The organism is Parasphingomonas zepuensis (assembly GCF_036663735.1).
Classification (GTDB): Bacteria; Pseudomonadota; Alphaproteobacteria; order Sphingomonadales; family Sphingomonadaceae; genus Sphingomonas.
This window is the reverse complement of the sequence record NZ_JAXOJO010000006.1, coordinates 15172-40851: the sequence shown is the minus strand read 5'-3', so window position 1 is coordinate 40851 and position 25680 is coordinate 15172. Positions and strand designations below refer to the sequence as shown.

The window sequence follows — 25680 nt, the reverse complement described above, 5'->3', positions numbered from 1 at the left end:
TCTTGGGAAAAAGTCCATGAAAAACAGATGGTTATTGGGATTGTGCGCGATCGCGTCCGGTAGCGGTGTGGCGCAGGCGCAGGCGCAGGAAGTGCAGGACGAGGCCGCCGAGACGGCCGGGGACATCATCGTCACCGCCAGCAAGCGGGCGCAGAATCTGCAGCTGGTGCCGATCGCCGTCACCGCCGTTTCCGAATCCCGGCTGCAGTCGCTCAACCTGACGAGCCTGTCCAACCTGTCGGCGGTGGCGCCGAGCATCGTGTTCGTGCCGGCGCCCAACCCGCATGTCGTGCAGTTCGTGGTGCGCGGCATCGGCACCTATGCCAATGCCGATACGCTGGAACAGTCGGTCGGCGTGGCGATCGACGGGGTGCCGCTCGGACGGCTGGCCGGCGCCGTGGTCGACGCCGTCGACGTGGCGCGCGTCGAAGTGCTGCGCGGGCCGCAGGGCACGACCTTCGGCAAGAGCGCGACGGCCGGGCTGATCAGCGTCGTCACCAACAAGCCAGAGCTCGACGCGCTGTCGGGCAGCGCCCGCGGCTTCTACGGCGAGACCAAGGAATTCCGCGTCCAGGGCACGCTCAACGTTCCGCTCATCACCGACACGCTGGCGGTCCGCGTCAGCGCCTGGGATTTCAGCCGCGACGGCTATCTCTACGCGCCCAACCAGCGGCCCGACCGCAATATCGGCGATTTCCATAACCGCGGCGGCCGCATCAAGCTGGCGTGGCAGGCGACGCCGGACCTGCGCTTCGACCTCGGCGCGGAGATCAGCGACAACAGCAACGACGGGCTGCTCTACACCACGCGCAGCTATCTCTCGAGCGACCGGATCGCGATCCCCGGCGGCCGGACGATCGAGTCGCTCAACACGGCCGAGGGCGTCATCCCGGGCCCGCGCAACCTGACCGTGTCGTCCGAGGCCGAGCTTGGCGGCTATGTCCGCCCGCGCTTCTACACCGCCGAGGCGAACTGGGACCTGGGCGGCGCGACGCTGACCGCGCTGACCGGCTATCGCACCGTCACATCCAAGCAGCTGGCCGAGTTCGACTATAGCAACAGCGTCGCCAACAGCTACCAGACCTATCAGCGATACCAGTCCGGATATCACCAGCTGACCAGCGAAGTGCGGCTGGCCAATGCCGGATCGGGCCCGTTCCAGTACACCGCCGGGCTGTTCTATTACGACCTGGACGTGATCGACAGCACGATCGAGCAGACCTATCTGCGCAACCCGACGCTGACCGCCGCGGTCAATTATTCGGCCGGGCGGCGGCTGGTGTCGAACATGAACACCAAAAATTACGCCGCCTTTGCCGATACCAGCTACAGGATCGGCAAGCTCAAGCTGATCGCCGGCGCGCGCCTTTCCCGCGAGATCAGCACGGGCACGCTGGTGCGCACGCTGCCGATGGACGGCTCGCCCACGGAAGGTGATCTGTCGCTCTATATCCCGGGATCGCTGACCCTGAACGGCTATACGCCGCTCAACCTGAAGACCCGCGTGACCTATACCGATTTCTCCTGGCGCGCGGGCGCGCAGTTCCAGGTGGCGGACGAGGTGATGACCTATGCGACGGCGAGCCGCGCCTATAAGGGACCGGGGTTCAATTTCGCCAACGACCTGACGCCGGCGATCTTCGCGATCAACCAGGGCAAGGTCGATCCGGAAATCGCGCATTCCTATGAGGCCGGGGTGCGCTCGCGGCTGTTCGACCGGCTGATCACGCTGAACCTCAGCGCCTATTACACGACGTTCGACGATTTCCAGATCACTGCCGCGCTGCCGGGCACGGCGGGCGGGCTGAACTACACCGTCATCAATGCCGGGCAGGTCACCACCAAGGGCCTGGAGGCGGAGTTCGGCATTCACCCGCGCGGCGCGCTCACCGGGCTGACCTTCGACGGCAACGCCTCCTATACCGACGCCTATTACAGCGATTTCACCAATGCGCCCTGCTATGTCGGGCAGCCGACCACCAACACGCCCACGACGACGCCGGGCGTGTGCGCGCCGCTCGTCGCCGGATCGACGGCGCGGCTGCAATCGGTCAACGGCTTCCGCACCGTCGGATCGCCCAAATGGCAGCTCAACCTGTTCGCCGGCTATGACCGGCCAGTCACGTCCTCCATCAACGGTTTCGTCCAGGCGCATTATTTCTCGCAAAGCGATCTCCAGCTGGCGGTCGGGCGCAATCCGCTCACGGTGGTGCCGGGCTATCATACGGTCGATCTGACGCTCGGCGTGCGCGCGCCGGACAATCGCTGGAAGCTCAGCGTCATCGCGCGCAACTTGTTCGACCAGTTCTTCATCACCCGCCTCGTCACCAGCAATCCGGGCCTGGTGCAGGTCGTCCCGTACGAGGCGTTTCGTTCGGTCGGCGTCGCGCTCGACGTGAAATTCTGACAGGAGCCAATCGATGAAACGGCATTTCCTTCCCGCGCTTCCAGCCCTGGCCGCCCTGCTGCTGGCGACCGGCGCGTTCGCCGCCGACGAACCGCTGCGCATCTATGGCAGCGAGACCGTGCTGGAGATCGCCCCGATCCTGATCGCGGTGCGCGACGGCGGGCAGGGGGCCGCGACCGTGCATAATGGCGGCGTGCCGAATTTGTGGAACGTGGCCGATCCGGTGCTGCTGGCGTCGACGCGCCGCGACCCGGCGGCCCCGCCGCCGACCTTTGCGGGCCTTGCCGATCTGGCGGCCAATGCCGAGACGCAGGTGCTGCGCATGTCCGTCGCGCATCCCGACGTGCGCATCATCATGACGGTGACGGAGGGGCTGTACGAGATCGTGGGCCGCCGCTCCTCGGGCATCGCCGCGATCGCCGACCTGAAGGGCAAGCGCATCGCGACCTATGGCAACACGTCGGCCGCTTTCTACCTGCGCGAGCGGCTGGCCGAGGCGGGCATCGCCGAGAGCGAGGTGACGATCGTATCGCTGAACGCCGCCGGCAGCGCCCAGGCGCTGATCGACGGGAGCGTGGACGCGCTGGCGATGTGGGAGCCGGATGCCGAACGCGCGCGGGCCGCGCTTGGCGACGATGCGATCGAACTGGCGAAGCCGGACGGCTACCGCGAGCTCTACAGCCTCAGCGCCCGGACATCGACGCTCGCCGATCCGGGCAAGCGCCGGCAGATCGTGGCGCTGGTGAAGGGCGTGATCGCGGGCTGCCGGGAATCGGTCGAGGCGCCTTCATGGGTGCAGGATGCGCTCTCGGCGCGGACGCGCCACCCGACGGCGCTGATCGCCGCATCGTGGAAGCATCACCGCTTCCCCTGCGCGATCCCGGCCGACCTGGTCGATACGATGGTCCGCGAGGAAGCGTGGCTTGCCGCGCGCGACAAGCGGGCGCCGCGATCGAAGGCTGAGATTGCGGGGCTGGTGGATACGAGCGTGCTGGCGGAGGCGCGGGGGCGGTAGCGCCACCCCGGCAGATGGCGTGACGACGGCCCCGATGGGAAACGGGCGCCATCCCGTGACAGTGACCCCGGTGACGCTCCTTCATTGTAAAGGCCCCTGTCGTAGCGGGCTGTCGACCAGACTGATATCCTGCCCGATCCGACCTTTCTCAAGGCGTATAAGGCGGTCGAAGCCGACCAGACTCTGTTCGCGGTGAGTCACGAATATCACCGTGCGTGTGCGACACAGGTCGAGCAGACGTTTCAGCAACGCCGCCTCCGTCGCGAGATCCAGGTGCGCGGTCGCTTCGTCGAGCACGATCAGAGCGGCGTCGCGGTATAGCGCGCGCGCAATCCCGAGCCGCTGGCGCTGGCCGCCGGACACCAGCATGCCCGCCGACCCGAGCCGCGTGTCGACACCTTCGGGCAGTTGCTCGACCCACAGGGCCAAGTCGACATCGGCAAGACACGTCCGCAACCGTGCGTCGTCCCTTGGCCCCTCACCGCCGATGAGCCGGGCGATGCTGAGGTCGGGTACGTAGAGGTCCTGTGCCACCGCGGCTATCTGCTGCCGCCACCCGGCGACCCGCCCGGCGTCACCGGCAATCGAGACCCCGTCGATCAGCAGATCGCCAGCATCGGGCGGGATCAATCCCAGCAGTACGTCGAGCAGCGTACTCTTGCCCGATCCGCTCGGGCCGACGATCGCCACCTTCTCTCCCTTCCCGATCGTCAGGACGACGTCGTCCAGGGCCCTGTGGCCGCGATCGTAGCTCACCCTGACTTCAAGCAGCCGGATGTCCTGGGCGAACGTCACGGGGACCGGCACTGCATCGTCGTGCCGGATCGCTGTCGTCGCGAGCCGCAGCAATCGCGCAAGGACCGGGATACTGCCCTGCAACAGGGCAAGCGACGCGGTCAGAAGGTTGGTGGCCTGCAATATCCGCAGCAGCGCCGCAGCCAGCGCCGCCAATGCCGGTATCGCCTGATCGATTCCGCCCGGCCTGCGCAGCAGCAGCACGATGGTGGCGAGCCCAGCCACCGTCAGCAACGGTTCGAGAACGGCACGCGGGACGGCGCCGAGCAGGCGGTGACGCAGCTGCAACTGCGCGACGGTGCGTGCGCTGTCGGCGAAAGCCTGACGCGCGACCGTTTCGGTGCCGGTTAGAAGCAAGTGGCGATAATCCGCCTGCGCCTCCTCCACGATCCGTCCCCGGTGCCGGCGTGCCGACGCCAGTGCCGCCCCGACCCGGTGCAGAGCTTCCCGATTGCGCGCAACCATTGCCCAGTAGGTGATCAGCATGATCGGCCCGAGCACCGCAAAGATCCTCCAGTCGATCGCCATGATCGCAGCGGCCATCGCGCCGATCACCACGAGCGCTCCACCTGCGTTCAGCAGCGGCACCACGGCCGTGTTGCCGATCATCCGCGCCTCTTCCAGCGCGACGCCGATCTCCTCGGCGCGTCGCCGGCGATGGTCGCCAAGCGATCGCTGCATTGCCGCACCGAAGATCGCACCCGCAATGTCGTTCGCCACCAACAGGCCGAGCGATTCCTGGCCGCGGAGCGCCGCCATGCGAAGGGCAGAAAGCGCCGCCGCCAAACACGCAATGGAGAGCAAGGCAGGCCAGGCGTCGGTGCCGGCGGCCGAGGTCATATGATGGAGCAGCACCATCAGGGCGTACAGGAATGCCAGCTCGGCCATGGCGAGCGTGACCGTCAGCGCTACCGCCGTGAGCAGCAGCCGGCGATGCCCCTGCCAGGCCAGCGCCGCCAACGGGCGGACCGTGCGAACCAGCGAGGCGGCAGGCGGACCCGGCCCGATCATCCGGCGGTGTATCGACGGCGCCGGGCGGTGTGGCGAAGTGCCTGCAACAGAGCGCGGTTCCCCATCGGATCCATCAGCGAACTGTTGCCGGCATGCACCCGCTTGACCAGCACCAGCTGAGGCACGGTCACCATCCGTATCCCCATATCGCGCGCGCGGGCGATCCAATCGACATCCTCCGCGGTCGACAGCCGTTCATCGAACGGCCCGACCTCCCCGAACACCGTCCGTCGCGCGACCATCGTTTCCATGACCGGGCCAGGCACGACGCGCCCGATCAGATCGAGGCGGAAATTCGGCGCAGGCGTGCCGGCCAGCTCGTGGCGCAAATGGCCGAACACGATCTGGGTGGCCGGTTGCGACGCCAGGACAGCCAGGCGCTGGTCGAGCCCCCCCGGCGTCCACACATCGTCGCACGACAAAAACGCGATGATCGAGCCCCGGGAAGCGGCAATCGCCTGGTTATAGGCGGCTGCTATGCCCATTCCCTGCTGTCGCACCAGCCGGACAAGGGGGTTGGCGCGGGCGATCCTGTCGCTTCCATCAGTCGATGCGCCATCCAGCACCAATATTTCGCGAGGCCGGCGACCTGCCCCGGCAATACTGTGCAGCGCCACGGCAAGGTGATCAGCACCGTTGCGAACCGCCATCACCACCGAAACGTCCATCTCTTCCATGGCCGTCCCGTTCATAATTGAGCCAATTTGCCAGTAACGAGAAGACGTTTGCCCATCCAACCGAATTTTGCCAGAGCAATCGCCAGCAGCAGGGGAATGATTGCGTGATTGACGAGCCTGTCGCGATAGTTGTGAACCGCCCGATCGTCGCCAGCGAGACTCGGGACGGCGAGGCGATCATGATGCATCATGGTACCGGCACTTTTTTCGACACTGACGGCAGTGGCGGCTATTTGTGGGAAATCATCGAAAGCGGCAGCACAGCGGCGGGATTGTCCACCGCGCTGGCGGACGCCTACAATCTGGCGCCGGATGTCGCGACGGACGCGGTAGAAGCTTTCCTGGCAGAGCTCAGGCGACACGATCTGGTGGTGGAGGGCGGCAGCACGACCGGAGGGAATGCGCCAGTGCCGACAGGCGTCTATTCCGCCCCGGAATTGCGGGTTCACACCGATCTTGCCGACATGCTGCTGCTCGACCCGATCCATGATGTCGACGAGGCCGGCTGGCCGATCGCCGCCGGACGCTGAGGAGTGTTGGCCGCGGACGTCAGTGTCGTCATTCCATGTTTCAATGCCGCCCGGCATATTGGGGCAGCGATCGAATCCGTGCTGACCCAAACGTCCCAACCGCGCGAAATCATTATCGTCGATGATGGATCGAGCGATGCCAGCGCGGAGATCGTCACAAGCCTGGCCCGTAAAACGCAGCTGCCGATCCGGCTTCATCGTCAGGCAAATGCCGGTGTATCCGTGGCGCGGAACGTCGGGGTCGGGCTGGCAAAGGGATCGGTCATCGCGTTTCTGGACGCCGACGATCGGTGGCCCGAGAACAGTCTGGCAAGCCGGCTGGCTTCGCTGAATCCCGAGGTCGAGCTGGTTTTTGGCCGGGTTGCCATCGTCGTCGAACAGGAGGGCCGGCTGGCGGCGACCGGCCTGCAGGCACCGGGTCGCCTGGCCGGATCCATGCTTGTGCGGCGGACCGCGTTCGACCGCGTCGGTGGTTTCGATCCGGCCCGGCGAAGCGCGGAAACGATCGGCTGGGTCGCGCGCGCCGTCGATCTGAACGTGGCAATGGCCGAGGTCGACCACGTCGTCCTGTGGCGCATCGTGCACGGCGGCAACATGATGCTGGCTGAGGGCGGACGTGTGGCGGACCGGCTCCAGGTCCTGCGGGAGACTGCCCGCCGTCGCCGGAGCGCGACCGCGTGACGCTGCGCCCGGATCCGCAGCAGCTGCTCCTGCTTCATGCCGCACTCGACGATGGTCCTGCCGCCGGCGCGGCGTTCGCGCAGTGGGCGGAAGGCGTCGATCTCGCAGCGAATGTCGAGGTGAACAGCTTTCGTCTTCTGCCGCTGGCCGCCGCCAATATGCGTCGGACAGGGACCGAGCATCCGCTGCTCGCCCGGCTGGACGGGGTCCATCGGCATTTCTGGGCATCGATCCAGCTATTGTTTGCCGCCGTGGCCGAACCGCTGCGCGCGTTACGCCAGGCAGAGGTTCCGGTCATGGCGAGCAAAGGTCTCGCCCTCGCCACCGGGTTCTACGCCAGTCCGGCGCTGAGGCCGATGGCAGACATCGACATCCTCGTACCGACGGACCGGGTCGCGGAGGCGGGCGCGGTGCTGAACGCCGTCGGCTGGCGTGAGGTGCGCGAGCGGCGGGCGGGCACGACGTTGGCCACCAAGCTCGCCACCCAGCATGCGATGACGTTCGCGGACGCTTCCGGCCATGAAATCGACCTGCATTGGCGGCCGGTGCAGGAGCTGGGCTCGGCGGCGGCGATCGCGCAAACCTGGCGTGAAGCGCAGCCGCTCGCCATGTTGGGCGTCGAGCTGTTGCAGCCCTCCGCAGCGCATCTGCTGCTTCACGCAGTCCTGCATGGCATCGGCCAGGATTCGGACGGGTCCGTGCGCTGGATCTCCGACACGGCGATGATCCTGCAGAGCAGGGGCGAGGAGATAGACTGGTCGCGTCTGATCGCTTTCGCGCGCCGCGAACGCGTCGCCTACAGGCTGGCCCTGGCGCTGGAATTCGTCGCCGAGGAATTCGCGCTCTCCGTGCCGGCGTCCGTGCTGACAGACCTGCTGCGACAGCGCGTGGGCCTGTTCGAACGCATCGAGTACCGCCTTCATCAGCGCCCTGCCGCGCGGCCGCGGCGCGTGGTCGACCGGCTCCATCTGGCAATGCTGCTGCGCATAGTTGCGGACGGGCGCGCGTCCGCCCTGCCGGCGGCAACGGTCAATGTCTTTGCCACGCGCCTGGCCACCATCCGATGAGCAAGGCCATCGCCGATACGGTAGCAATGCCCGCCGACCTTTCGCCACGATCGGAGGCGGACCAGGCGGCGTTCTTCGCCGACGTTCTGGCCCGGACCGAACGGGCGATGGCCAGTGGCGAAACGATCCGACGCGACCTGATGGTCGTCGGGCAGCGCATTCGGCTGCACTATGCCGGCGCCGCTCTCGATCGATTGCTGACGCCGGCCTTCGCATGTGTCGTTGCCTGCGACGACGGGCTGGAACCCGACCTGACGCTGTTCTTGTGGGACAGCGCCACCAGTGGCGTCGACATGGCACCGCCGCCGGTGCCGCAGCATTGTTTCAGCGACCGCGGCGACCTGTGGACCTTTGGCAGCGAACGTTGGAGGAGCGCATTTCATTTCGGCGAATATTCGCTGGCTCTGCTCGACATGGCGCGCGGTGTTGGCGTGTTCTGGGTGCGCGATTCCGCCGCGCTGCCCTATTGGACGAAAGCAGCGCCGCTCCGTACGCCACTGTCCTGGTGGCTGACGGCGCGCGGCGCGCAGCTGGTTCACGGTGCGGCGGTCGGCACCGATGACGGCGGCGTGCTCATCGTCGGGCGCGGTGGGGTGGGGAAGTCGACGACCGCGCTCGCCTGCGTGGGGGCAGGCATGCGCTATTGCGGCGACGACTATGTGGTGTTGACCGGCGGTCCCCAACCGGCCGCGCACGCTCTCTACCGCACGGCGAAGCTGTTTCCGGAGGTTGCCGCCCACTTTCCAGAGCTTCGCGGCGCGTTGACGCCAGGCGCCGAGAAGATGGTACTTCGCGTCGGCGATGAAAGTCCCGAGGAGCTGGCATCGACGGTATTGCTGCGCGTTGTCGTTACGCTGCGCTTCGGCGCTGGCGCTGCAACGTCGGTCGAGCCAGCCATGCCAGCCGCGGTGCTGGGCTCAGCCATCTATACGACGATGACGCAGCTCCCGCATGCGGGCAAGCGCACCGTCGACCTTATCGAAGACGTGCTCAGCCGCCTGCCATGCGTTACGCTTGTCCTGGGCAGCGCGGTGTCCGAGGTGCCCATGGCCGTCGCAGCACTGATCGCCGATCCGCCCAGTGCCACCGCCCTGCTTCCTTCCCATCCGCAACCGTTGATCAGCGTGATCGTACCGGTCTTCAACGGCCTTCACTACCTTCCGGAGGCCGTCGCCAGCATATTGGCGCAGGACTACCCCAAGCTCGAAATCATCGTCGTCGACGACGGCGTAATCGGGGATGTCGACGCAGTTGTTGCCACTTTACCGGTCCCCGTAAGATTGTTGCCCAAGCGGAACGGCGGCGCGGCGGATGCACGCAATACCGGCATTCGCGCTGCCACGGGCGACCTGATCGCGTTCCTTGATGTCGATGATTTGTGGCCAGCGGGCGCGCTGGCGATGTCGCTTGCGTGGCTGAACGACCATCCGGACAGCGACGTGGCGATAGGTCAGTCACAACTGCTCTGCCGATCCGAGCCCGACGGCCCGTTTCTCTTCGTCGGCAGCCCGGCCGAGACATTTCGCTATTCTATCGGAGCCGCATTGTTTCGGCGCCGCGCTTTCGATCGCAATGGCGTTTTCGATTCTCAACTGCGGCTGGCCGAAGATACCGATTGGTTCGCGCGTGCAGCCACCCGCGGTATCGTGGTCGACCATATTGCCGAAGTGACGCTCCACGTCCGGCGTGACGCGGATAACACGACGTTCGGCCGCACAACCGCCGAACGCATTCCCCTGAAACTGGCGCGCAACGCGCTTCGCCGCAAGCGCGGGCTGCCCGAGTGACCGAACGGCGCGGCTATGTCGTGCTGGGTACACCGCGCTCCGGGACGTCCCACCTGTGCAGCTTGCTGGCAGGCACGGGCGTGCTGGGTCGGCCGCGGGAATATCTCAATCCCGATCGGCTTCATCTGGTGACCGGCGAGATGGCAGCGGCACCCGGAAATCTGTGGGAGAGCATCTGCCTGACCTCGCTTACGTCGAACCGCGTCTGGGCGCTCAAGACGTTCCACGAACAGCTTGTCGACAGCGATGTGTGGCGACACGTCGTCTCGAGCAATATCGTGTTTGTCAGCCGCAACGACAAACTGGGGCAAGCAATTTCGCTCGCCCGCGCCCGGCAAACCGATCAATGGGATGCAACCACACCACCCCGTGCCGCTCCATTTTATGACGCAAGCAAGATCGACCAGGCATTATATGATATTCTGTTGCAGGAGGCGACGCTGCGGCAGATGCTTGCTCAAGCCGGTACCAATGTACTCTGGCTGATCTACGAGGACTTCTGCCTGAGGCCTGATGGAGCTTTATCGGCAATAGCCGCATTCGTCGGCGTCACTGAAAGATTGAACGAGCAGCGTGCGATCTTGTCGATTCAACGCGATCAACTAAGCGAAGATTGGCGGCAGCGTTACCTTGAAGATCGCGCCAACTTTGCAGACTTTCCCCTTTTCGAACCAGGAGACCGCTGGTCACGATTGGGACGGCGGCTACGCAAGGCAAAGCGATCGCTACCGTTGGTCCGGAAATGGTAAGGTGGGGCAGGCTCTCCGCAGCGACACGCATGCGGGTCGATCGCGATGGCAGTGAGATGAGCGGAAGCTCGGTCACGATTGAGCCTGCCGTGTTGCTGACAGGCGCAGGTGGCCGCCTGGGCTCGATGCTTCGCCAGCCGCTGCTGGATCGAGGCTACGCCCTTCGGCTGAGCGACCGTCATCGCATTTCCCCGTTAAGATCCGGCGAAACATTCAAACGCGGCAATCTCCAAAGCCGTTTTGCCGTGCGACGTGCCTGCAAGGGCATGGACATCATATTGCATTTGGGTGCTGTCGCGAACGAGGCAGGCTGGGACGATCTGGTTTCAGCCAACGTCGTTGGCCTGACTCGTCTGCTGGACGCGGCGCATAATGCTCGCGTGCGTCATTTCATCTTCGCAAGCACGATGCACGTCCTTGGCATGTACCCGCGCGATCGGGCGATCGACGAGAATTGCGAGCTCGCGCCGGACACGCGCTACGCGGTGACGAAGGCGTTCGGTGAAGCGGCGTGCCGATATGCCGCCGAGAAATATGGAATGACCGTCACGGTAGTGCGCATTGGGCACGTCGTCGAAGAAATCGGCACGGCTCATCCGGGGCAGGGGGTGACCGCCAACGACCTGAGGCGACTGGTGCTTGCGATCCTGGCCGATGATACGCCAGGCTTTCGCCTCGTTCATGCCGTGGCGCCTTATCCGAACGACAGTGCGACCGACGGGCGGCTCGAGCGCTACTACGGCTTCTCGTTCGAGGATCGCGGGTCAATCCCTGCGACGTATCCAGATGCGGCATCGACCCCGCAATCCTCTGGCCGACGCGGCCATTTACTGCGCGGCGGGACCTTTGTCGATCTGCCTTGAGGCGTGTTTGCCTTGAGCCGCTAGCTCGGTCAATCTATCGCATTGGTTGATATGACACGTTGCTATTCACCAGTCGTCGCGACGCTGCTTGCCCTGGCGCCAGCCGCAGTAACCGCGCAGCCGGCCGTCCATACGCCTGCTCCCGGCAGCGCCGAGCGCGCGGCGATCGTCAAGACCCTTCACGCGGGCGACGATAGCCCGCAATCGCGTTTCACGTTCCGCGCGTTTCGCGTTCTTTCGGCAGGACCAGGGGCGATTGCCTATGTTCGCGCCGAAGGGCCGGTCGGTACCTTCCAGGCCATCCTGAAGCGCGACGGCCAGGCTGGGTGGCGCAAAGTGTGGGGAGAGGGTGATGGCGGCGGCAACAGCTGCGACGTCGGAGCACGGCATTATGCCTGGGCCTTGCGGCTTCTCCGGACGTACACGGCCACCCCGGACGCGATCTTTCCGGGCATCGTCTCGCGGACCGGGGAATTGAAACGCATGGCGAAAACGGACCCCGACCTGCAATGCGTCGGTGATCTGGACGGCGGGCCCGGCTGACCGGCGGGCGCTGGCGAGAAACCCCTGGCGTTATCGATCGGAAGCAGCGCTCGGTGCAGCCTCCACGACGGCCGCAGCCTGTTTCACCGCTCCCGCGCGCTCAAAGCGGCGCCCCGTCCTGTCGAGCATCTCAAACCGGTAGCTGCAGCCGTAGAAGGTCTTGCCGGGATGCGTCGTGGCGTTGGAGATGGTCCGCGCCACCCCGCAGCCGGCATTTGCCAGCAGATGCGCGGCGCCAGCCCCGGAACCGGACGCTCGTTCAGCTGAGCTGCGTATCGCAGTCGCGCGGTGTCGCGGCGGTCAGGCCGCATCCTCCCAGATGTCGGGCGCGAGTTCGAACAGACTGGTGAGCGTCCGTCTTCCGAGGGGGGTGACGATGACCGCGCGCGACCCGGCGACGGTGCGAAGCCATAGCTTGTCGATCGAATGGTCGAGCAAGGCTCTCCCGACCGCGCCCGCGATGTGCGGACGGCGCTCGCTCCAGTCGAGGCATGGCCGACAAAAGGCCCGCCGGCCCCGGCGACCAACCAGCCGGGCAATGTCGATCCCGACGCCGTTCAACCGACGCGCGCCGAGAGCGGTCAGTTCGCCGCCATCGATGCCGAACCGGATCTCGCCGCGCGCGACCATCCGGTCGGCGATCCCCACGGCCACGCGCCCGGCCAGATGATCGTAGCACGTCCGGGCGTGCCGCATCGCCAGGTCCTTCGGCCCGGTCCGGGGCGCCGCGCGACGACCGGCGGACCCGGTCGCAGCGACCGCCATCATGCCCTCGATCATCTGCGCGATCGCGGGCGTCGCCACGCGGTGGTAGCGGTGTCGGCCCTGCCGCTCCACCGCGAGCAGATCCCCGGCAACGAGCCGCGCGAGATGGCTGCTCGCGGTTTGCGGCGTCACGCCCGCAACGGCTGCGAGTTCGGTCGCGGTCAGCGCTCTGCCATCCATCAGGGCGATGAGCATGCTCGCCCGCGCCGGGTCGCCGACGAGCGCGCCGATACCGGCAAAGGCATTGGTCGTGAGCATGCAGCCCTCCTTATGATCGCCCCACGCTACCACATGGCGTGCCGGGACGCTTCGATCGCGCCCGAAGCATCCGACCGCCACCCGAGCTAAACCGCGGCGAGCGACGGGAGAAACGCCAATGATCACATGCTTCATACGATACGAGATCGACCCCTACCGCGTCGACGCGTTCGAGCACTATGCCCGCAACTGGGGGGAAGCTATCCCACGCTGCGGCGCCGACCTGATCGGATATTTCGCGCCACAGGAAGGCTCGGCGACCACCGCCTATGGCGTCTATTCGATCGCCGACCTGGCAGCGTACGAGGCCTATCGCGCACGCCTGCGCGACGACCCGCTCGGCCGCGAGAATTACGACTTCGCCAGGCGCGAGCGATTCATCACGCGCGAGGATCGCCTCTTCCTGCGATTGGCATCGGCGCCGCATGCGCCGCTGGTGGCAGCGTGATCGCGGTCATCTTCGAGGTCGTTCCCGCCCCGGGGTGCAGGCAGCGCTATCTCGATCTCGCCGCTGCCCTCAAGCTGGAGCTTGGCGCTGTCGATGGCTTCATCTCGGTCGAGCGGTTCCAGAGCCTGAGCGATCCGGACAAGATGCTCTCGCTCTCGTTCTTCCGGGACGAACAAGCCGTCGCGTGCTGGCGCAACATGGCAGCCCACCGCGCCTCCCAGGCGCGCGGTCGGACCGGCGTGTTCACCGACTATCGGCTGCGCGTCGCCGACGTGGCCCGCGACTACGGCATGTTCGAGCGCTCGCAGGTGCCGCCAGACAGTCGCGCGGAGCCGGGACCGATGTCGTAAAATCATGGGGCCGGGCAAGCCGATCCAGCTCCGGATGGGGTGAAATAGCACGCGTGGCAGTCAGATGCGGCTGACTGGGCAGCGGCGCGCGGTCATTTCCAGCCTCATCGATTGTCGTCCGCAAAATGCTGCTCGCCACGGCGCGATCAGGCCGGGCTATCGCCCATGCGTTCGCCGAGCCGCACCGGTCGCTCCGGAGTCCAGCTTTCGTCGAATAGGATCGTTCCTCGCCGAAAGAGCATCACGATCGTCGAGCCAAGCAGAAAGCGGCCCATCTCCGCACCCTGTTCCAGAACGATGGCCTGATCGTCATAGCGCCATTCGGCCAACGCGCCGGGTCGCTGTGAATTGACGACGCCGTGCCATGCCGTAGCCATGCTCCCGACGATCGTCGCGCCGACCAGCACCATCACGAACGGGCCGTGCTCCGGGCTATCGAATACGCAGACGACGCGCTCGTTCCGCGCGAACAGATTGGGCACGCCGCGCGCGGTGACCGGGTTTACCGAGAACAGGCTGCCGGGAATGTAGATCATGCGGGTCAGCCTGCCTGCGCACGGCATATGGAGACGGTGATAATCCCGCGGCGACAGATAGAGGTTCGCGAAACTGCCATGACGAAACTCTGCCGCCAGCGTGGCGTCTCCACCTATCAGATCAGTGGTGGTGAAAAGATGCCCCTTCGCCTGCACGATATGATGATCGTCGATCGCACCGAGCTGGCTGATCGCGCCATCCACCGGGCAGACGAAATCGGCCGGCGCCAGCGGGCGCGCGCCGGCCTTTAGCGGGCGCGTGAAAAAGTCGTTGAAGCTGGCGTAGCTGGTGATGTCCGGGTCCGCGGCTTCGCTCATGTCGACGCCGTATCTCGCGACGAACCAGCGGATCAGCCGGGTCGTGATCGTGCCCGCCCGCGCCCGGGCGATGCGGCCGGCCAGAACGGTCAGGCGCCGTTTCGGCAAGGCATATTGCAACAGGACGCTGAAGCGATCGGACATCTTGGACCCTCGGGTGACGGGCGGCCGCTGTAACAGTCGAATGCGCCGTAACGCGAGTTTTTCGAAGGCGCGCCCACGCTGGCAGCGCCGAAAAAGCTTGTGGGCCGCCTCTCGCGAGACGACCCACAATCCAAAGCACTATCTTCTGCTGAAGATCAGAAGCGGAAGCGCAGGCCGGCGCGGCCGCCATAGCCCTGATAATCGCCGCCATCGGCATAGCGACCCTCGAAGAACCCGCTGACCGCGCCCTGCTGCGACCCGATGTTGAGGCCCACAAGGCCCTCGCCATAGTCACGCAGCTTGCGATCGCCGAACACCACCGTCTGGGTGCCGCTGGTGAAGGCAACCTGATCCTGGCCCTTGAACTCGTGAACATAGTTGCCGCCGCCGTAGACGGTCACCTTCGAGCCGCCGATGTCGGTGGTGTAACCCACGCGCGCGCCGCCCTTGCCGCGAACGCCGTCCTGATCGTTGAAGGCGAAGGTGCCCGAGGCCACACTGAAATCATCGAAATCGGAGTGGGTGTAGGAAACGCTCGCCGCCGGCTCGATCCACAGGCTGTTGCCGATGCGGAAACCCGCCTCGGCCTTGCCGCCATAGACCGATCCCTTGGCCTTCTGCCTGTAACGACCCGAGATGCTGAGATTGTCGCTCCAGTAATAGTCGTATTTGCCGAGCGCGTTGAGGAAGAACATCCCCGAGCTGTAGCTGGCATAGACGCCGCCGTTGATCGCATCGAAACTGATCCGGTCCGCCGAGTTCGCGAAGTTCAGGTCAGAACTGATATAGCCGCCGGTCACGCCGAAGGCGAACTCGCCATTGCCGGCAGGCGCACCCATGTCGAGGCCGATCTGGCCGCCGAAATAGTCCTGCTTGTAGCGCATCGACACTGGCGTGTTCAGGCCGTTGTACGCGAAGGTGCGGTCGCCGCCGCGCTCTTCGACTTGGCCGATCGCCTGCATCCAGAAACGCCCACCGGCATCGCCGGGGCCGTTGGCCGCGACGGTGTCGCGCAGTTCGCGCATATGACCCGACCAGCTGTCGCTCGACTGCAGCCACAGGTTGCGGGCGCCCTGGGCGAACAATGCGGTGCGGTAAACGCCGGCACCCGGGGTGGCGACCAGGCTGTAGGCGAAGGTCGTCGGGTTGTAGACGATGCCGTACTGGATCAGCCCCTGATCGACATTCGCGCTGTTAAGCGTGAAGGCCGTTGCCGAGGAACCCGCGCCGGCCTGCGCCACGATGGTGCCGGCGCTGGTGCTGAGCACGGCGGGAGTCGAGTTGAGCGGCGTGATCGACACGACCGTCGAGCCCGTCGCCGCGCCGCCGACCCGCAGCTGATCGCCGGTGAAGACCGAGGAGCCGAGATTGACGTCGAGGCCGAGCTGGGCAGCACCGCTGCCCGTATAGGTGCCCGGCAGGGCCAGCACGTCGCCGACATGGCCGTTGCGCAGATCGACCAGGCCGCTGTTGTTGAACGTCTCCAGGCCGGTCAGCGTGACCGTGCCGGCAGTCGTCGACTGGCCCAGCACGCGCAACGTGCCGCTGTTGTTGAACACGTCGGTACCCGCGCCGAAGTCGCTGCTGCTGTTGGCGTTGAACGTACCGCTATTGTTCACCGTATCGCCATTGGCGGTCAGCAGGACGCGGCCGTTGATCGTGCCGCTGTTGTTGACCGTCGCCGCGCCGCCCGTGATCGCGAGCGCATAGTTGCCGCCGTTGATCGTGCCGGCATTGGTCACGGTGGTGCCCGTGCCCGAGACGATCGTAGCACCATTGTTGGCACCCGAGAGCGAGCCTGAGTTCAGCGCGAGATTGGCGGTGGTCGCCGCCGCGATGGTCGTGCCGTCGAGGCTGGCCGAGCTGTTGGTGCCGCTGAGCGACACCCCGACCGGACCGGTCGCGCTGTTCGCGACGATGCCCGTCGCTGCTGCGCCGGTGGTGGTGACGCCCGTCGCCGAAACGGTGACGGCGCCGCCGCCATTGGCGACGATTCCACGGCTGTTGGCCCCGGTCGTCGCGACCTGGCCTCCAGTGATGGCGATCGTGCCGGGCGTGACGATGGTGATGCCATCCGAATTGGCGCCCGTCGTGGTGATCGCGCCGCTGTTGACGAAGGTCACCGGGCCGGTGCCCGTGATGGCGACCGCCGTGCCGGTGCCCGTGGTCGCTGCGCCGGCGACCGTGGCGTTGATCGCGCCGGCACCGCCGGTGATGCGCAGCGCGTTGGCACCATTGGCGGTCTGCTTGCCGCCGGTGAAGGTCACCGCGCCGGTGGTGTTGACGACCGTGCCGGTCGCGCCGGCCTGAGTCGCGGTGACGGCGCCGGTGGCGAGCGTGACGGCGCTGGTGCCGGCATTGACGGTCAGGCCGTTGCCGGTGGTGGAAACGGTGCCGACGATCAGGTTGACCGGGCCCGTCGAGGTGATGATCGCGCCCTGCGCGCCCAGACCCGTCGTGGTGATGTTGCCCGCGTTGATCGAGACATTGCCGGTCTGGGCGACGGCGTCGATCCCGGTGCTGTTCGCGCCGGTGGTGACGATGTTGCCGGTCCGCAGCGTCAGGTCGCCGCCTGCCGTCGACAGGACACCGGAGGACGTGGTGCCGGTGGTCGAGATGTTGCCGACCGTGACGGTGGCAGCCTGGCCGGGAGTGTTGAGCAACACGCCATGTGCAGCGATGCCGCCGGTGGTGGTGAGGTTCACCGGAGCGGTGGTGCCGGTCGGGGCGAAGCTGAGCGCGCCGCCGGTCGAGGTCATGTTGAGCGCGGTGACGCCCGTCGTCGAGATCGGCCCGGTCGCGGTATAGGTGGTCGTCGCGGGGCCGGTCGTGTCGATGGTCGTGAGCCCGGCACCCGGAACCGTGACGTTGCCGGCAGTCGTCGTCGCGGTCAGAACGGTGGTGGTGCCGACGACGCACGTGATGGTGGTGCCTGCGGGCGCGCAGGTCGTTGCCTGCGCTGCAGCCGCGTTGGGAACGAGGAACATCGCCGCAGCGGTGGAAACACTACCCAGCAGGGCAAGGCGACGTTTGGTAGTCTGGGTGGCGGACGCCATCACATGCGCAACGAACATTAAAACCGGTCTCCTGGAATGAGCCCCCGAGGGGGTAAATTTGCGCTTAGGCGCAACCTTCTGGGGGCGATACGCGTAGGACTACTAGGCCAAGTGAATGATTTGCGGGCTGAAATGGCCAACGAGAATGGCCCCCGAACGGAGAGAGTGTTATTTCAGCCATCGCACAACGGACCGCCGCCACGTCCACTGAGGCCCTTTCGACAGACCTGCTCCATGCCGCATTCAGCCAGTCCTCGGTCGGCATAGCCCTGTGCGATGCCGACTTCGCCGTGCATGTCCGAAATCCGGCGATCGAGCGGCTGATCGCTCCGGTCCCGGGCAATGGAACGGGCGCACTGCACGGGCTGACGCTGATCGGGCTGCTCGGCATCGAGGTTCCGCCACAGGCGGAGATCGTGTCGCGCGGCGGCTGGCGGGGCGTCGGCGAGCTGGGGCCCGGCCGTAAAATCGCCGGCGGCGAGGTTCACGTGACTGTCGAAGCCTTTCGGGGTCAGAACCAGGCGTCGGGATGGCTCATCACGGCGCGCGAGCAGATCACCCAGCTTGCACTCGCCGTCGTGACCGAGCGCCAGCTGATCGCCCGGTCCGACAAATTGACTCCGCGCGAACGCGAAGTGATGCTGGCTCTGCAGGAAGGAGCGGGCAACAAGGCAATTGCGCTGCGCCTCGGCATCAGCCCCCGCACGGTCGAGTTCCACCGCGCGCGCATCCTGCAGCGCTTCGCCGCCACCTCCATCGTCGATCTGGTGCGCAAGGTGACCAGCGACGTGAAGGGCTCGATGGGATTAGTCGTACCGTCTCACCATTAGGTAACGGGCGAACATCGCTACCATGCGCTCGATGACGTTGCGCTGCTTGTAGATTTTCGGATCGCAGTCGAGTTGAACCTTGCGATTGCGCTTGGGCGGGTCGCCGGCGATAGGCATCGTCACTCATGCTCGGCTTCCCTGAACGTGGCGTTCTGCCGGTGCCTGGGAGGTGTCGCACCAAGCCCGTCCTCCGAAGTGCGTCACCGGCGTGCCAGCCGCTCAGTGCGTCGCGGGAGCTGGATTCCAACCGCCGCCGAGCGCCCGGAACGAGGCGACCGCTCCGCGGGTCGCGGCGGCGCGCGCCTGGATCGCTCCATCGCGCGTTTCGAGCAGCCTGCGGTCGGCATCGAGCACTTCGATCAGACTGGCGACTCCGCCCTTGTAAGCGGCAAATGAGGCGGACCGCGCGCGCGTCAGCGACGTTTCGCCTTGCGCCAGGACGGCCGCGCGCGCCTCCTGCTGAACCAATGTCGAGAATGCATCTTCGACATCCTGTGAGGCACGAAGAACGGTCAGGCGATAGGCAGCCAGCGCCTCGGCATTGCGGCCTTTGGCGGCCTTGATCTCGGCATCGACCCGACCGAAATCGAACAGGCGCCAGCGCAAGCCGAACACGCCATTGGCCTGCGTCGCATTCCCCGTGAAAAGCCCACCTGCTGAAGTCGTCGCGGTGCCGAGCAGGCCGCTGAGCGAGATCTTGGGGTAATATTCCGAAACGGCGACGCCGATCCGCGCATTCGATGCCGCAAGCGTTCGTTCGGCCGCGATGATGTCGGGCCGGCGTCGCAGCAGCGCCGCCGGCCCGCCCGCCGTCGATATCGTCGGGGGAACCGGTATCGAGGCGGAAAGGGTCAACTCGGCTCGCGTCGCTCCGGGCTGCATGCCGAGCAGCACGTCGAGCGCGTTCATCGCGATGTCGAGATCGTTCTGCAGCGCCGGGATTGAAGCCCGCACCTGCGCCAGCGCGCCTTCCGCCTGCCGTAGCTGAAGTTCGGCGGCGATCCCCTTGCGATACTGCAGGGCGATCAGATCGACGAGTCGTTGCTGCGTGTCGGTTTGCGCGCGCGCGACGTCGAGCCGCGCCTGCAACGTCCGGATCGCGATGTAGGTATCGGCGGTCTGCGCCGCCACCGCGAGGCGGGCGGCTACCGCACCCGCTGCCGAAGCCTGCCAGTCCGCACGCGCCGCATCGCGGGCGGCGTCGCGGCCACCGAACAGGTCCAGTTCCCAACTGGCGCCAAGACCGAGTTCATAGGTTTCGGTCGAACGCTCGAACTGCGGGAACGCGCTGCCGAGCCGCCCGATCGGAGTCTCCCGAGACTGGTAGATCTCGCCAGCCTGGCCGCTTATCTGCCCGGACGGCAGGAGCGCGGCATTGGCGTTCTTCAGCGCAGCGCGTGCCTGGACGACCCGGGCGCCCGCCTGCTGCAGATCGAGATTCTGGGCGAGAGCGCGCTCGACGAGGCTGGTCAGCAACGGATCGTCAAACCCGCGCCACCAGTTGACCAGGTCAGCCGTCTGTGCCGCCGGTCTCAGATCGACGGCGGGACCGCCGACGAAAGCCGGCGGCGCAGACGAAGCGGGTGCCACATATCGAGGCCCGATGGCACAGCCGCCCAACAAGGCGGCCGTGGCCAATAACGAAACTGCGGTGCGGACATATCGCATATTCGGCCTTCGAGAGATTGGGTTTGGATTATGACTAATGGTCGTATCGGTCACTATTTGTCAATCCCGGCCTGATTGCCTAAGGAGTGTCCATGACCAAGGCCCTAACCCAATCGGCTCCGACCCGCGGGCCGGCCGACCACAATGTACGCGACCAGATCGTCGAGGCCGCGAACGAGTGTTTCGCCCGCTATGGCTATGGCAAGACGACCGTTTCCGACCTCGCGCGTGAGATCGGCTTCTCCAAAGCCTATATCTATCGCTTTTTCGAATCGAAGCAGGCGATCGGCGAGGCGATCTGCAGCGGACGTCTCGAGCGCATTCTCGCCGAAGCGCGCGGCGCCATCGACGAAGGCGGTAGTGCGACCGATCGCCTGCGCCGCATGTTCAAGAGCGTCACTGCGTTGAGCGTCGCCTTGTTTTTCGACGATCGAAAGATCTTCGAGATTGCCGCTTTGTCGGCGGCGGAGCGCTGGGCATCTACCCGGACCTATTCCGAAGCGCTGAAGGCGATGCTCGAAGAGATCATCAGGGAGGGCCGCGACAACGGCGAGTTCGAACGGAAGACGCCTATCGACGAGATCTGCCGATCGATCTTCTATGCGATGACACCCTTCATCGATCCGCTGCACCTGGAACGGAACCTGGACCTGCTTCCCGAGGCGCAGAGCGAGGTGATGAGCCTCGTCTTGCGGAGCCTCGCTCCCTAAGGGGTGATCCTGCGCCCGCTATGACCTATTGCCAGATTGGTCACTAGACACTACGCGATTCCCATTGCTTCGGAGGAATCAGACGTGTCCCATCGCTACTGTCATATAGCCCTGTTCCTGCCCGCCCTGCTTTCGGTCGCGTTGGCCGGCTGTCAGCGCGCTGGTTCCGATCCGAGGACCATGCCGCCGCTGGTGCGGGTGACGACCCCGACCCTGGCCAATGCTTCCACACGGGAGCTCACCGGCATCGTAGCGGCGCGGGTGCAGAGCGATCTTGGCTTTCGGGTCGGCGGGAAAGTCATCGAACGTCTGGTCGATGCCGGACAGGTGGTTCGCCGCGGACAGCCGCTGATGCGGATCGACCTCACCGATCTCGCGCTTGCGACCCGCGCTTCTCAAGGAACCGTCGAGGCCGCGCGGGCGCGGGCCGAGCAGACTGCAGCCGATGAGAAGCGTTACCGCGATCTCGTCGGCGCCGGCGCCGTATCCGCCTCTGCTTACGACCAAGCCAAGGCGGCGGCGGATTCGGCACGTGCCCAGCTTACAGCGGCACAGGCGCAGGCAAACGTGGCGCGCAACGAAACAAATTATGGCGTACTGCTTGCCGATGGCGACGGCACGGTCGTCGAGACGCGCGCAGAGCCTGGACAGGTGGTCGCGGCCGGACAGACCGTCGTAAGGGTGGCGCGATCAGGACCGCGCGAAGCGCTGGTGCAATTGCCAGAGACGCTGCGTCCGTCGCTGGGCTCGCTCGCGCAGGCACGCACTTATGATGGCGCGGCCGGCAACGCGACGCTGCGCCAACTTTCGGACTCGGCCAATCCGACTTCGCGTACGTTCGAGGCCCGCTACGTCCTTGCAGGAGCGGTGGCCCGGGCGCCGCTCGGATCGACGGTCACGGTCACGCTGGCATTGCCTGGCGATGCGACTGCAACCGAGGTTCCGCTCGGCGCACTCTACGACGCAGGAAGAGGCCCCGGGGTCTGGGTCGTCAGCAGCGGCGCACAACCGACCGTCGCTTGGCGTCCGGTACGCGTGTCCGCTCTTGGCGAGGAAACCGCCACCGTGACAGCCGGGTTGAAGTCCGGCGAACGCTTTATCGCCATGGGCGCGCATATGGTGCACCAGGGCCAGGCGGTCCGCGTGGCCGCGGCCGCGTCAGGCGCCTCGCGATGAGCGGCGACATCAGGGAGCCGAGCCGCTTCAACCTGTCGGCGCTGGCCGTCCGCGAACGCTCCGTCACGCTGTTCTTTCTAATCGCCATCATTTTGGCGGGCACCGTCGCGTTCCTGAAGCTGGGGCGTGCCGAAGACCCGGGCTTCACGATCAAGGTCATGACGGTGGTTACCGCCTGGCCCGGTGCGACCGCACAGGAGATGCAGGACCAGGTCGCAGAGCCACTCGAAAAGCGCCTGCAGGAACTGCGCTGGTATGACCGCAGCGAAACATTTACCCGCCCCGGCCTGGCGTTCACTACGCTGACTCTGCGCGACACGACGCCGCCCGCCGCTGTGCAGGGTGAGTTCTACCAGGCACGAAAGAAGATGTCGGATGAAGCGCCCAATCTTCCGCGGGGGGCGGTCGGCCCCTTCGTCAACGACGAATATGGCGACGTCACCTTCGCGCTCTATGCCCTGAAGGCCAGGGGCGAGCCGCAGCGGCTGCTTGCCCGTGAGGCGGAGTCCTTGCGGCAGCGCCTGCTCCACGTCCCCGGCGTCAACAAGATCAATATCGTCGGCGAGCGCCCAGAGCGCATCTATGTCGAGTTCGAGCAAGATCGGCTCGCGACCCTTGGCGTATCTCCGCGTACCATCTTCGCTGCGCTGGCGGCGCAGAACCTCATAACGCCCGCGGGCGCGATTGAAACCAAGGGGCAGCAGGTGGTTGTGCGCCTTGACGGTGCGTTCGACGATCTGTCGAAGATCCGCGATTTGCCGATCGTCGCTAACGGCGCCACGCTGCGCTTGTCCGAGATAGCCAAGGTATCGCGCGGGTACGAAGACCCGGCGTCCTTTCTTATTCGCAGTCAGGGCGAGCCTGCACTGTTGCTGGGCGTCATCATGCGTGAAGGGTGGAACGGCCTGGATCTTGGCAAGGCGCTAAAGGCAGAGATCGCGAAGATCAGCGAAGATCTGCCGCTCGGCATGAGCCTGACCGCCGTTACCGATCAGTCGGTGAACATCTCCGAGGCGGTCAACCAGTTCATGCACACCTTCCTCGAGGCGCTGGCGATCGTGATGATCGTCAGTCTTGTGAGCCTCGGCTGGCGCGTCGGCATCGTCGTCGCAGCGGCGGTACCGCTGACGCTTGCCGTCGTGCTCGTCATCATGTGGGCCACTGGTCGCGTGCTCGACCGGATCACGCTTGGCGCGCTGATCCTGGCGCTCGGCCTGCTGGTCGACGATGCGATCATCGCGATCGAGATGATGGTGGTGAAGATGGAGGAGGGTTACGACCGCATCCGCGCCTCGGCCTACGCCTGGAGCCATACCGCATCGCCTATGCTGGCCGGTACGCTCGTCACTGTGATCGGCCTGATGCCGGTCGGTTTCGCGCAATCGACCGCGGGCGAATATGCCGGCAACATCTTCTGGGTCGTCGGTTTCGCCCTCATTGCCTCATGGTTCGTCGCAGTAATCTTCACGCCGTACATGGGGGTGAAGATGCTCACCGACATCAAGCCGGTCGAGGGTGGGCACGCCGCCATCTACCGGACGCCCCGCTATGAGAAGGTCCGCAGCGTCATCGGCTGGGCGGTGCGGCGCAAGAAACTGGTCGCGCTGGCGACTCTGGGTGCGTTTCTGATTGCAGGCGCCGGCATGGCGCTGGTCAAGAAGCAGTTCTTCCCGGCGTCCGACCGGCCCGAAGTGCTGGTCGAGGTGCAGATGCCCAAAGGCACGGCGATCGCGCGAACCAGCGACGCTGCGAAAGAGGTCGAAAACTGGCTGCGCAAGCAGCCCGAGGCGAAAATCGTCACTGCCTATGTCGGCCAGGGAGCGCCGCGCTTTTTCATGTCGCTCTCGCCTGAATTGCCCGATCCTTCTTTTGCGAAGATCATCGTCCTCACGGCTGACGAGACATCACGCGACACCCTGAAGGCCCGACTGCGCCAGGCTGCCGCCGACGGCCTCGCGCCGCAGGCGCGGGTCCGCGCGACACAGCTCGTCTTTGGTCCTTACTCGCCTTTTCCAGTCGCCTTCCGGGTCAGCGGACCCGACCTCGCGACGGTGCGTAGCATCGCCGCCAACGCGGAGAAGATCCTGCAAGCCGATCCGATGATGCGGACCGTGAACGCCGACTGGGGCGACCGCGCGCCGGCCCTGCACTTTGTCCTCGAACAGGATCGGTTGCGCGCACTCGGCCTGACCTCCAGCGACGTTGCCGAACAGCTTCAGTTTCTGCTGACTGGCGTGACCGTCAGCCAGGCGCGCGAGGATATCCGCACTGTCGAGGTGGTGGCGCGTTCCGCCGGCAGCGATCGGCTCGATCCGGCGCGCATCGGCGACTATATGCTGACAGGAGCAAATGGAGAGCGCGTGCCGGTGAGCCAGATCGGCAAGCTCGAAGTGCGGATGGAGGACCCAATCCTCCAGCGCCGCGACAGATTGCCGACGATCACCGTCCGTGGCGACATCGCCGACGGCCTGCAGCCGCCGGACGTCTCGACCGCCATGTTCAAGAAGCTCCAGCCGATCATCAGGGATCTGCCCGCCGGTTATCATATCGCCATGGCGGGTTCGATCGAGGAGGCCGAAAAAGCCAATTCGGCGCTCGCGCCGATATTCCCTATCATGATCGTGCTGATGATGATCGTGATCATCCTTCAGGTGCGCAGCCTTTCGGCGATGGCGATCGTGCTGCTGACCGCGCCGCTGGGGCTGATCGGCGTCGTCCCGACGCTGTTGGTCAGCGGCCAACCATTCGGGTTCAACGCCATCCTCGGCCTGATCGCGCTCGCGGGGATCCTGATGCGCAACACGCTGATCCTGATCGGCCAGATCCGCGACAACGAACAGGCGGGAATGGCCCCGTACCATGCCGTGGTCGAGGCAACCGTCCAGCGCTCGCGGCCCGTAATCCTGACCGCGCTTGCGGCGGTCTTCGCGTTCGTGCCGCTGATCAGCTCGGTGTTCTGGGGTTCGATGGCGGTGACGCTGATCGGCGGAACGCTGGGTGGCACGATCCTGACCCTGGTGTTCTTGCCCGCGCTTTACGCGCTTTGGTTCAAGATCAAGCCACCGGTCGTGGAAGACCGACGCGACGCTCCGCCGTCCGCGCTCCCGGCAGCAGGGTAACGCGGGCCGACGCTACCCGCGGCTCCGCACGTCCGGCCAGGACGCCGAACAGCGCTGGCCACTACCATCCCATCCATCGCCAGGTCCGAGGTATCTCGCTGTTGTGCTCGATCGGGCCGGAGTTCCCCTTCCGCCACCGCATACATCTGTCGACAAATTCAAGGGAGGCGGGCCTTG

General features: G+C 65.8%; 21 protein-coding genes. 15 read left to right on the top strand and 6 right to left on the bottom strand.

From position 1 onward, the window contains the following. Nucleotides 1–16 precede the first annotated feature (16 nt). Nucleotides 17–2407 (top strand): TonB-dependent receptor, encoded by a 2391-nt coding sequence (locus U1769_RS20815; protein WP_332719938.1) that lies wholly within the window; start codon nucleotides 17–19, stop codon nucleotides 2405–2407. Nucleotides 2408–2420: 13 nt separating this feature from the next. Then, nucleotides 2421–3422 (top strand): ABC transporter substrate-binding protein, encoded by a 1002-nt coding sequence (locus U1769_RS20810; protein ID WP_332719937.1) that lies wholly within the window; start codon nucleotides 2421–2423, stop codon nucleotides 3420–3422. An 81-nt stretch (nucleotides 3423–3503) separates the two neighbouring features. Here the strand turns inward: U1769_RS20810 and U1769_RS20805 are convergent, their stop codons facing one another. Together U1769_RS20805 and U1769_RS20800 are read right to left on the bottom strand one after the other, a co-directional pair. Then, on the bottom strand, nucleotides 3504–5177 hold the full coding sequence (locus U1769_RS20805; protein WP_332719936.1) for an ATP-binding cassette domain-containing protein: 1674 nt from the start codon (nucleotides 5175–5177) through the stop codon (nucleotides 3504–3506). Nucleotides 5178–5224: 47 nt separating this feature from the next. After that, nucleotides 5225–5965, bottom strand: a complete 741-nt coding sequence (locus tag U1769_RS20800; protein ID WP_332719935.1) for a glycosyltransferase — start codon at nucleotides 5963–5965, stop codon at nucleotides 5225–5227. Nucleotides 5966–6009: 44 nt separating this feature from the next. Here U1769_RS20800 and U1769_RS20795 point away from each other — a divergent pair, with 44 nt between their 5' ends. From U1769_RS20795 to U1769_RS20765, 7 genes are read left to right on the top strand one after another with little or no spacing between them, the layout of a single operon-like run. Beyond that, on the top strand, nucleotides 6010–6435 hold the full coding sequence (locus tag U1769_RS20795; protein WP_332719934.1) for a PqqD family protein: 426 nt from the start codon (nucleotides 6010–6012) through the stop codon (nucleotides 6433–6435). 6 nt (nucleotides 6436–6441) lie between these two features. Then, nucleotides 6442–7116, top strand: coding sequence for a glycosyltransferase family A protein (locus tag U1769_RS20790; RefSeq protein WP_332719933.1), 675 nt, complete (start codon nucleotides 6442–6444; stop codon nucleotides 7114–7116). After that, nucleotides 7113–8183, top strand: coding sequence for a nucleotidyltransferase domain-containing protein (locus tag U1769_RS20785; RefSeq protein ID WP_332719932.1), 1071 nt, complete (start codon nucleotides 7113–7115; stop codon nucleotides 8181–8183). The genes U1769_RS20790 and U1769_RS20785 overlap by 4 nt, the downstream gene beginning before the upstream one ends. Then, nucleotides 8180–9970: a glycosyltransferase gene (locus U1769_RS20780; protein WP_332719930.1), complete on the top strand. Its 1791-nt coding sequence runs from the start codon at nucleotides 8180–8182 to the stop codon at nucleotides 9968–9970. Before U1769_RS20785 ends, U1769_RS20780 begins: the two co-directional genes overlap by 4 nt. After that, nucleotides 9967–10719, top strand: coding sequence for a Stf0 family sulfotransferase (locus U1769_RS20775; RefSeq protein ID WP_332719929.1), 753 nt, complete (start codon nucleotides 9967–9969; stop codon nucleotides 10717–10719). The genes U1769_RS20780 and U1769_RS20775 overlap by 4 nt, the downstream gene beginning before the upstream one ends. Before the next feature lie 29 nt (nucleotides 10720–10748). Continuing rightward, nucleotides 10749–11582 (top strand): NAD-dependent epimerase/dehydratase family protein, encoded by an 834-nt coding sequence (locus U1769_RS20770; RefSeq protein ID WP_332719927.1) that lies wholly within the window; start codon nucleotides 10749–10751, stop codon nucleotides 11580–11582. 51 nt (nucleotides 11583–11633) lie between these two features. After that, the gene (locus tag U1769_RS20765) at nucleotides 11634–12125 is read left to right on the top strand and encodes a hypothetical protein (RefSeq protein WP_332719925.1); all 492 of its coding nucleotides are present in this window, start codon (nucleotides 11634–11636) and stop codon (nucleotides 12123–12125) included. Between the two features lie 300 nt (nucleotides 12126–12425). On the opposite strand, the gene U1769_RS20760 is transcribed toward U1769_RS20765, so the two are convergent. Beyond that, entirely contained in the window at nucleotides 12426–13148 is a 723-nt protein-coding gene (locus tag U1769_RS20760; RefSeq protein WP_332719923.1) for an ArsR/SmtB family transcription factor, read from the bottom strand. A gap of 118 nt (nucleotides 13149–13266) precedes the next feature. Between U1769_RS20760 and U1769_RS20755 the strand changes: the two genes are divergently transcribed. Continuing rightward, on the top strand, nucleotides 13267–13596 hold the full coding sequence (locus U1769_RS20755) for an NIPSNAP family protein (RefSeq protein ID WP_332719921.1): 330 nt from the start codon (nucleotides 13267–13269) through the stop codon (nucleotides 13594–13596). Continuing rightward, nucleotides 13593–13946, top strand: coding sequence for an antibiotic biosynthesis monooxygenase family protein (locus U1769_RS20750; RefSeq protein WP_332719919.1), 354 nt, complete (start codon nucleotides 13593–13595; stop codon nucleotides 13944–13946). Before U1769_RS20755 ends, U1769_RS20750 begins: the two co-directional genes overlap by 4 nt. Before the next feature lie 146 nt (nucleotides 13947–14092). On the opposite strand, the gene asd is transcribed toward U1769_RS20750, so the two are convergent. Both asd and U1769_RS20740 read right to left on the bottom strand, forming a co-directional pair. Then, the gene (gene asd, locus U1769_RS20745; RefSeq protein ID WP_332719918.1) at nucleotides 14093–14944 is read right to left on the bottom strand and encodes an archaetidylserine decarboxylase; all 852 of its coding nucleotides are present in this window, start codon (nucleotides 14942–14944) and stop codon (nucleotides 14093–14095) included. Between the two features lie 155 nt (nucleotides 14945–15099). Then, nucleotides 15100–18018, bottom strand: coding sequence for an autotransporter outer membrane beta-barrel domain-containing protein (locus U1769_RS20740; protein ID WP_332719916.1), 2919 nt, complete (start codon nucleotides 18016–18018; stop codon nucleotides 15100–15102). A 272-nt stretch (nucleotides 18019–18290) separates the two neighbouring features. On the opposite strand from U1769_RS20740, the gene U1769_RS20735 reads away from it, so the two are divergent. Next, entirely contained in the window at nucleotides 18291–18830 is a 540-nt protein-coding gene (locus U1769_RS20735; protein WP_332719913.1) for a response regulator transcription factor, read from the top strand. Between the two features lie 219 nt (nucleotides 18831–19049). Here U1769_RS20735 and U1769_RS20730 read toward each other — a convergent pair whose 3' ends face one another. Then, the gene (locus U1769_RS20730; protein WP_332719911.1) at nucleotides 19050–20498 is read right to left on the bottom strand and encodes an efflux transporter outer membrane subunit; all 1449 of its coding nucleotides are present in this window, start codon (nucleotides 20496–20498) and stop codon (nucleotides 19050–19052) included. Nucleotides 20499–20590: 92 nt separating this feature from the next. Between U1769_RS20730 and U1769_RS20725 the strand changes: the two genes are divergently transcribed. The 3 genes from U1769_RS20725 (at nucleotide 20591) to U1769_RS20715 (ending at nucleotide 25503) form a co-directional block, all read left to right on the top strand. Continuing rightward, nucleotides 20591–21208 carry a TetR/AcrR family transcriptional regulator gene (locus U1769_RS20725; RefSeq protein WP_332719908.1) on the top strand — a complete coding sequence of 206 codons (618 nt, stop codon included), beginning with the start codon at nucleotides 20591–20593 and terminating at the stop codon, nucleotides 21206–21208. A gap of 180 nt (nucleotides 21209–21388) precedes the next feature. Next, the gene (locus tag U1769_RS20720) at nucleotides 21389–22384 is read left to right on the top strand and encodes an efflux RND transporter periplasmic adaptor subunit (RefSeq protein WP_332719906.1); all 996 of its coding nucleotides are present in this window, start codon (nucleotides 21389–21391) and stop codon (nucleotides 22382–22384) included. Beyond that, nucleotides 22381–25503, top strand: coding sequence for an efflux RND transporter permease subunit (locus U1769_RS20715; protein ID WP_332719904.1), 3123 nt, complete (start codon nucleotides 22381–22383; stop codon nucleotides 25501–25503). The genes U1769_RS20720 and U1769_RS20715 overlap by 4 nt, the downstream gene beginning before the upstream one ends. Nucleotides 25504–25680 lie beyond the last annotated feature (177 nt).

Bases quoted from the DNA above. Each gene is read 5' to 3' on its own strand.
- U1769_RS20760 (WP_332719923.1), bottom strand. From the start codon at position 13,148: ATGCTCACGACCAATGCCTTTGCCGGTATCGGCGCGCTCGTCGGCGAC.
- U1769_RS20770 (WP_332719927.1), top strand. From the start codon at position 10,749: ATGCGGGTCGATCGCGATGGCAGTGAGATGAGCGGAAGCTCGGTCACG.
- U1769_RS20725 (WP_332719908.1), top strand. From the start codon at position 20,591: ATGACCAAGGCCCTAACCCAATCGGCTCCGACCCGCGGGCCGGCCGAC.
- U1769_RS20715 (WP_332719904.1), top strand. From the start codon at position 22,381: ATGAGCGGCGACATCAGGGAGCCGAGCCGCTTCAACCTGTCGGCGCTG.
- U1769_RS20755 (WP_332719921.1), top strand. From the start codon at position 13,267: ATGATCACATGCTTCATACGATACGAGATCGACCCCTACCGCGTCGAC.
- asd (WP_332719918.1), bottom strand. From the start codon at position 14,944: ATGTCCGATCGCTTCAGCGTCCTGTTGCAATATGCCTTGCCGAAACGG.
- U1769_RS20720 (WP_332719906.1), top strand. From the start codon at position 21,389: ATGCCGCCGCTGGTGCGGGTGACGACCCCGACCCTGGCCAATGCTTCC.
- U1769_RS20780 (WP_332719930.1), top strand. From the start codon at position 8,180: ATGAGCAAGGCCATCGCCGATACGGTAGCAATGCCCGCCGACCTTTCG.
- U1769_RS20815 (WP_332719938.1), top strand. From the start codon at position 17: ATGAAAAACAGATGGTTATTGGGATTGTGCGCGATCGCGTCCGGTAGC.
- U1769_RS20730 (WP_332719911.1), bottom strand. From the start codon at position 20,498: ATGCGATATGTCCGCACCGCAGTTTCGTTATTGGCCACGGCCGCCTTG.
- U1769_RS20765 (WP_332719925.1), top strand. From the start codon at position 11,634: ATGACACGTTGCTATTCACCAGTCGTCGCGACGCTGCTTGCCCTGGCG.
- U1769_RS20740 (WP_332719916.1), bottom strand. From the start codon at position 18,018: ATGTTCGTTGCGCATGTGATGGCGTCCGCCACCCAGACTACCAAACGT.
- U1769_RS20810 (WP_332719937.1), top strand. From the start codon at position 2,421: ATGAAACGGCATTTCCTTCCCGCGCTTCCAGCCCTGGCCGCCCTGCTG.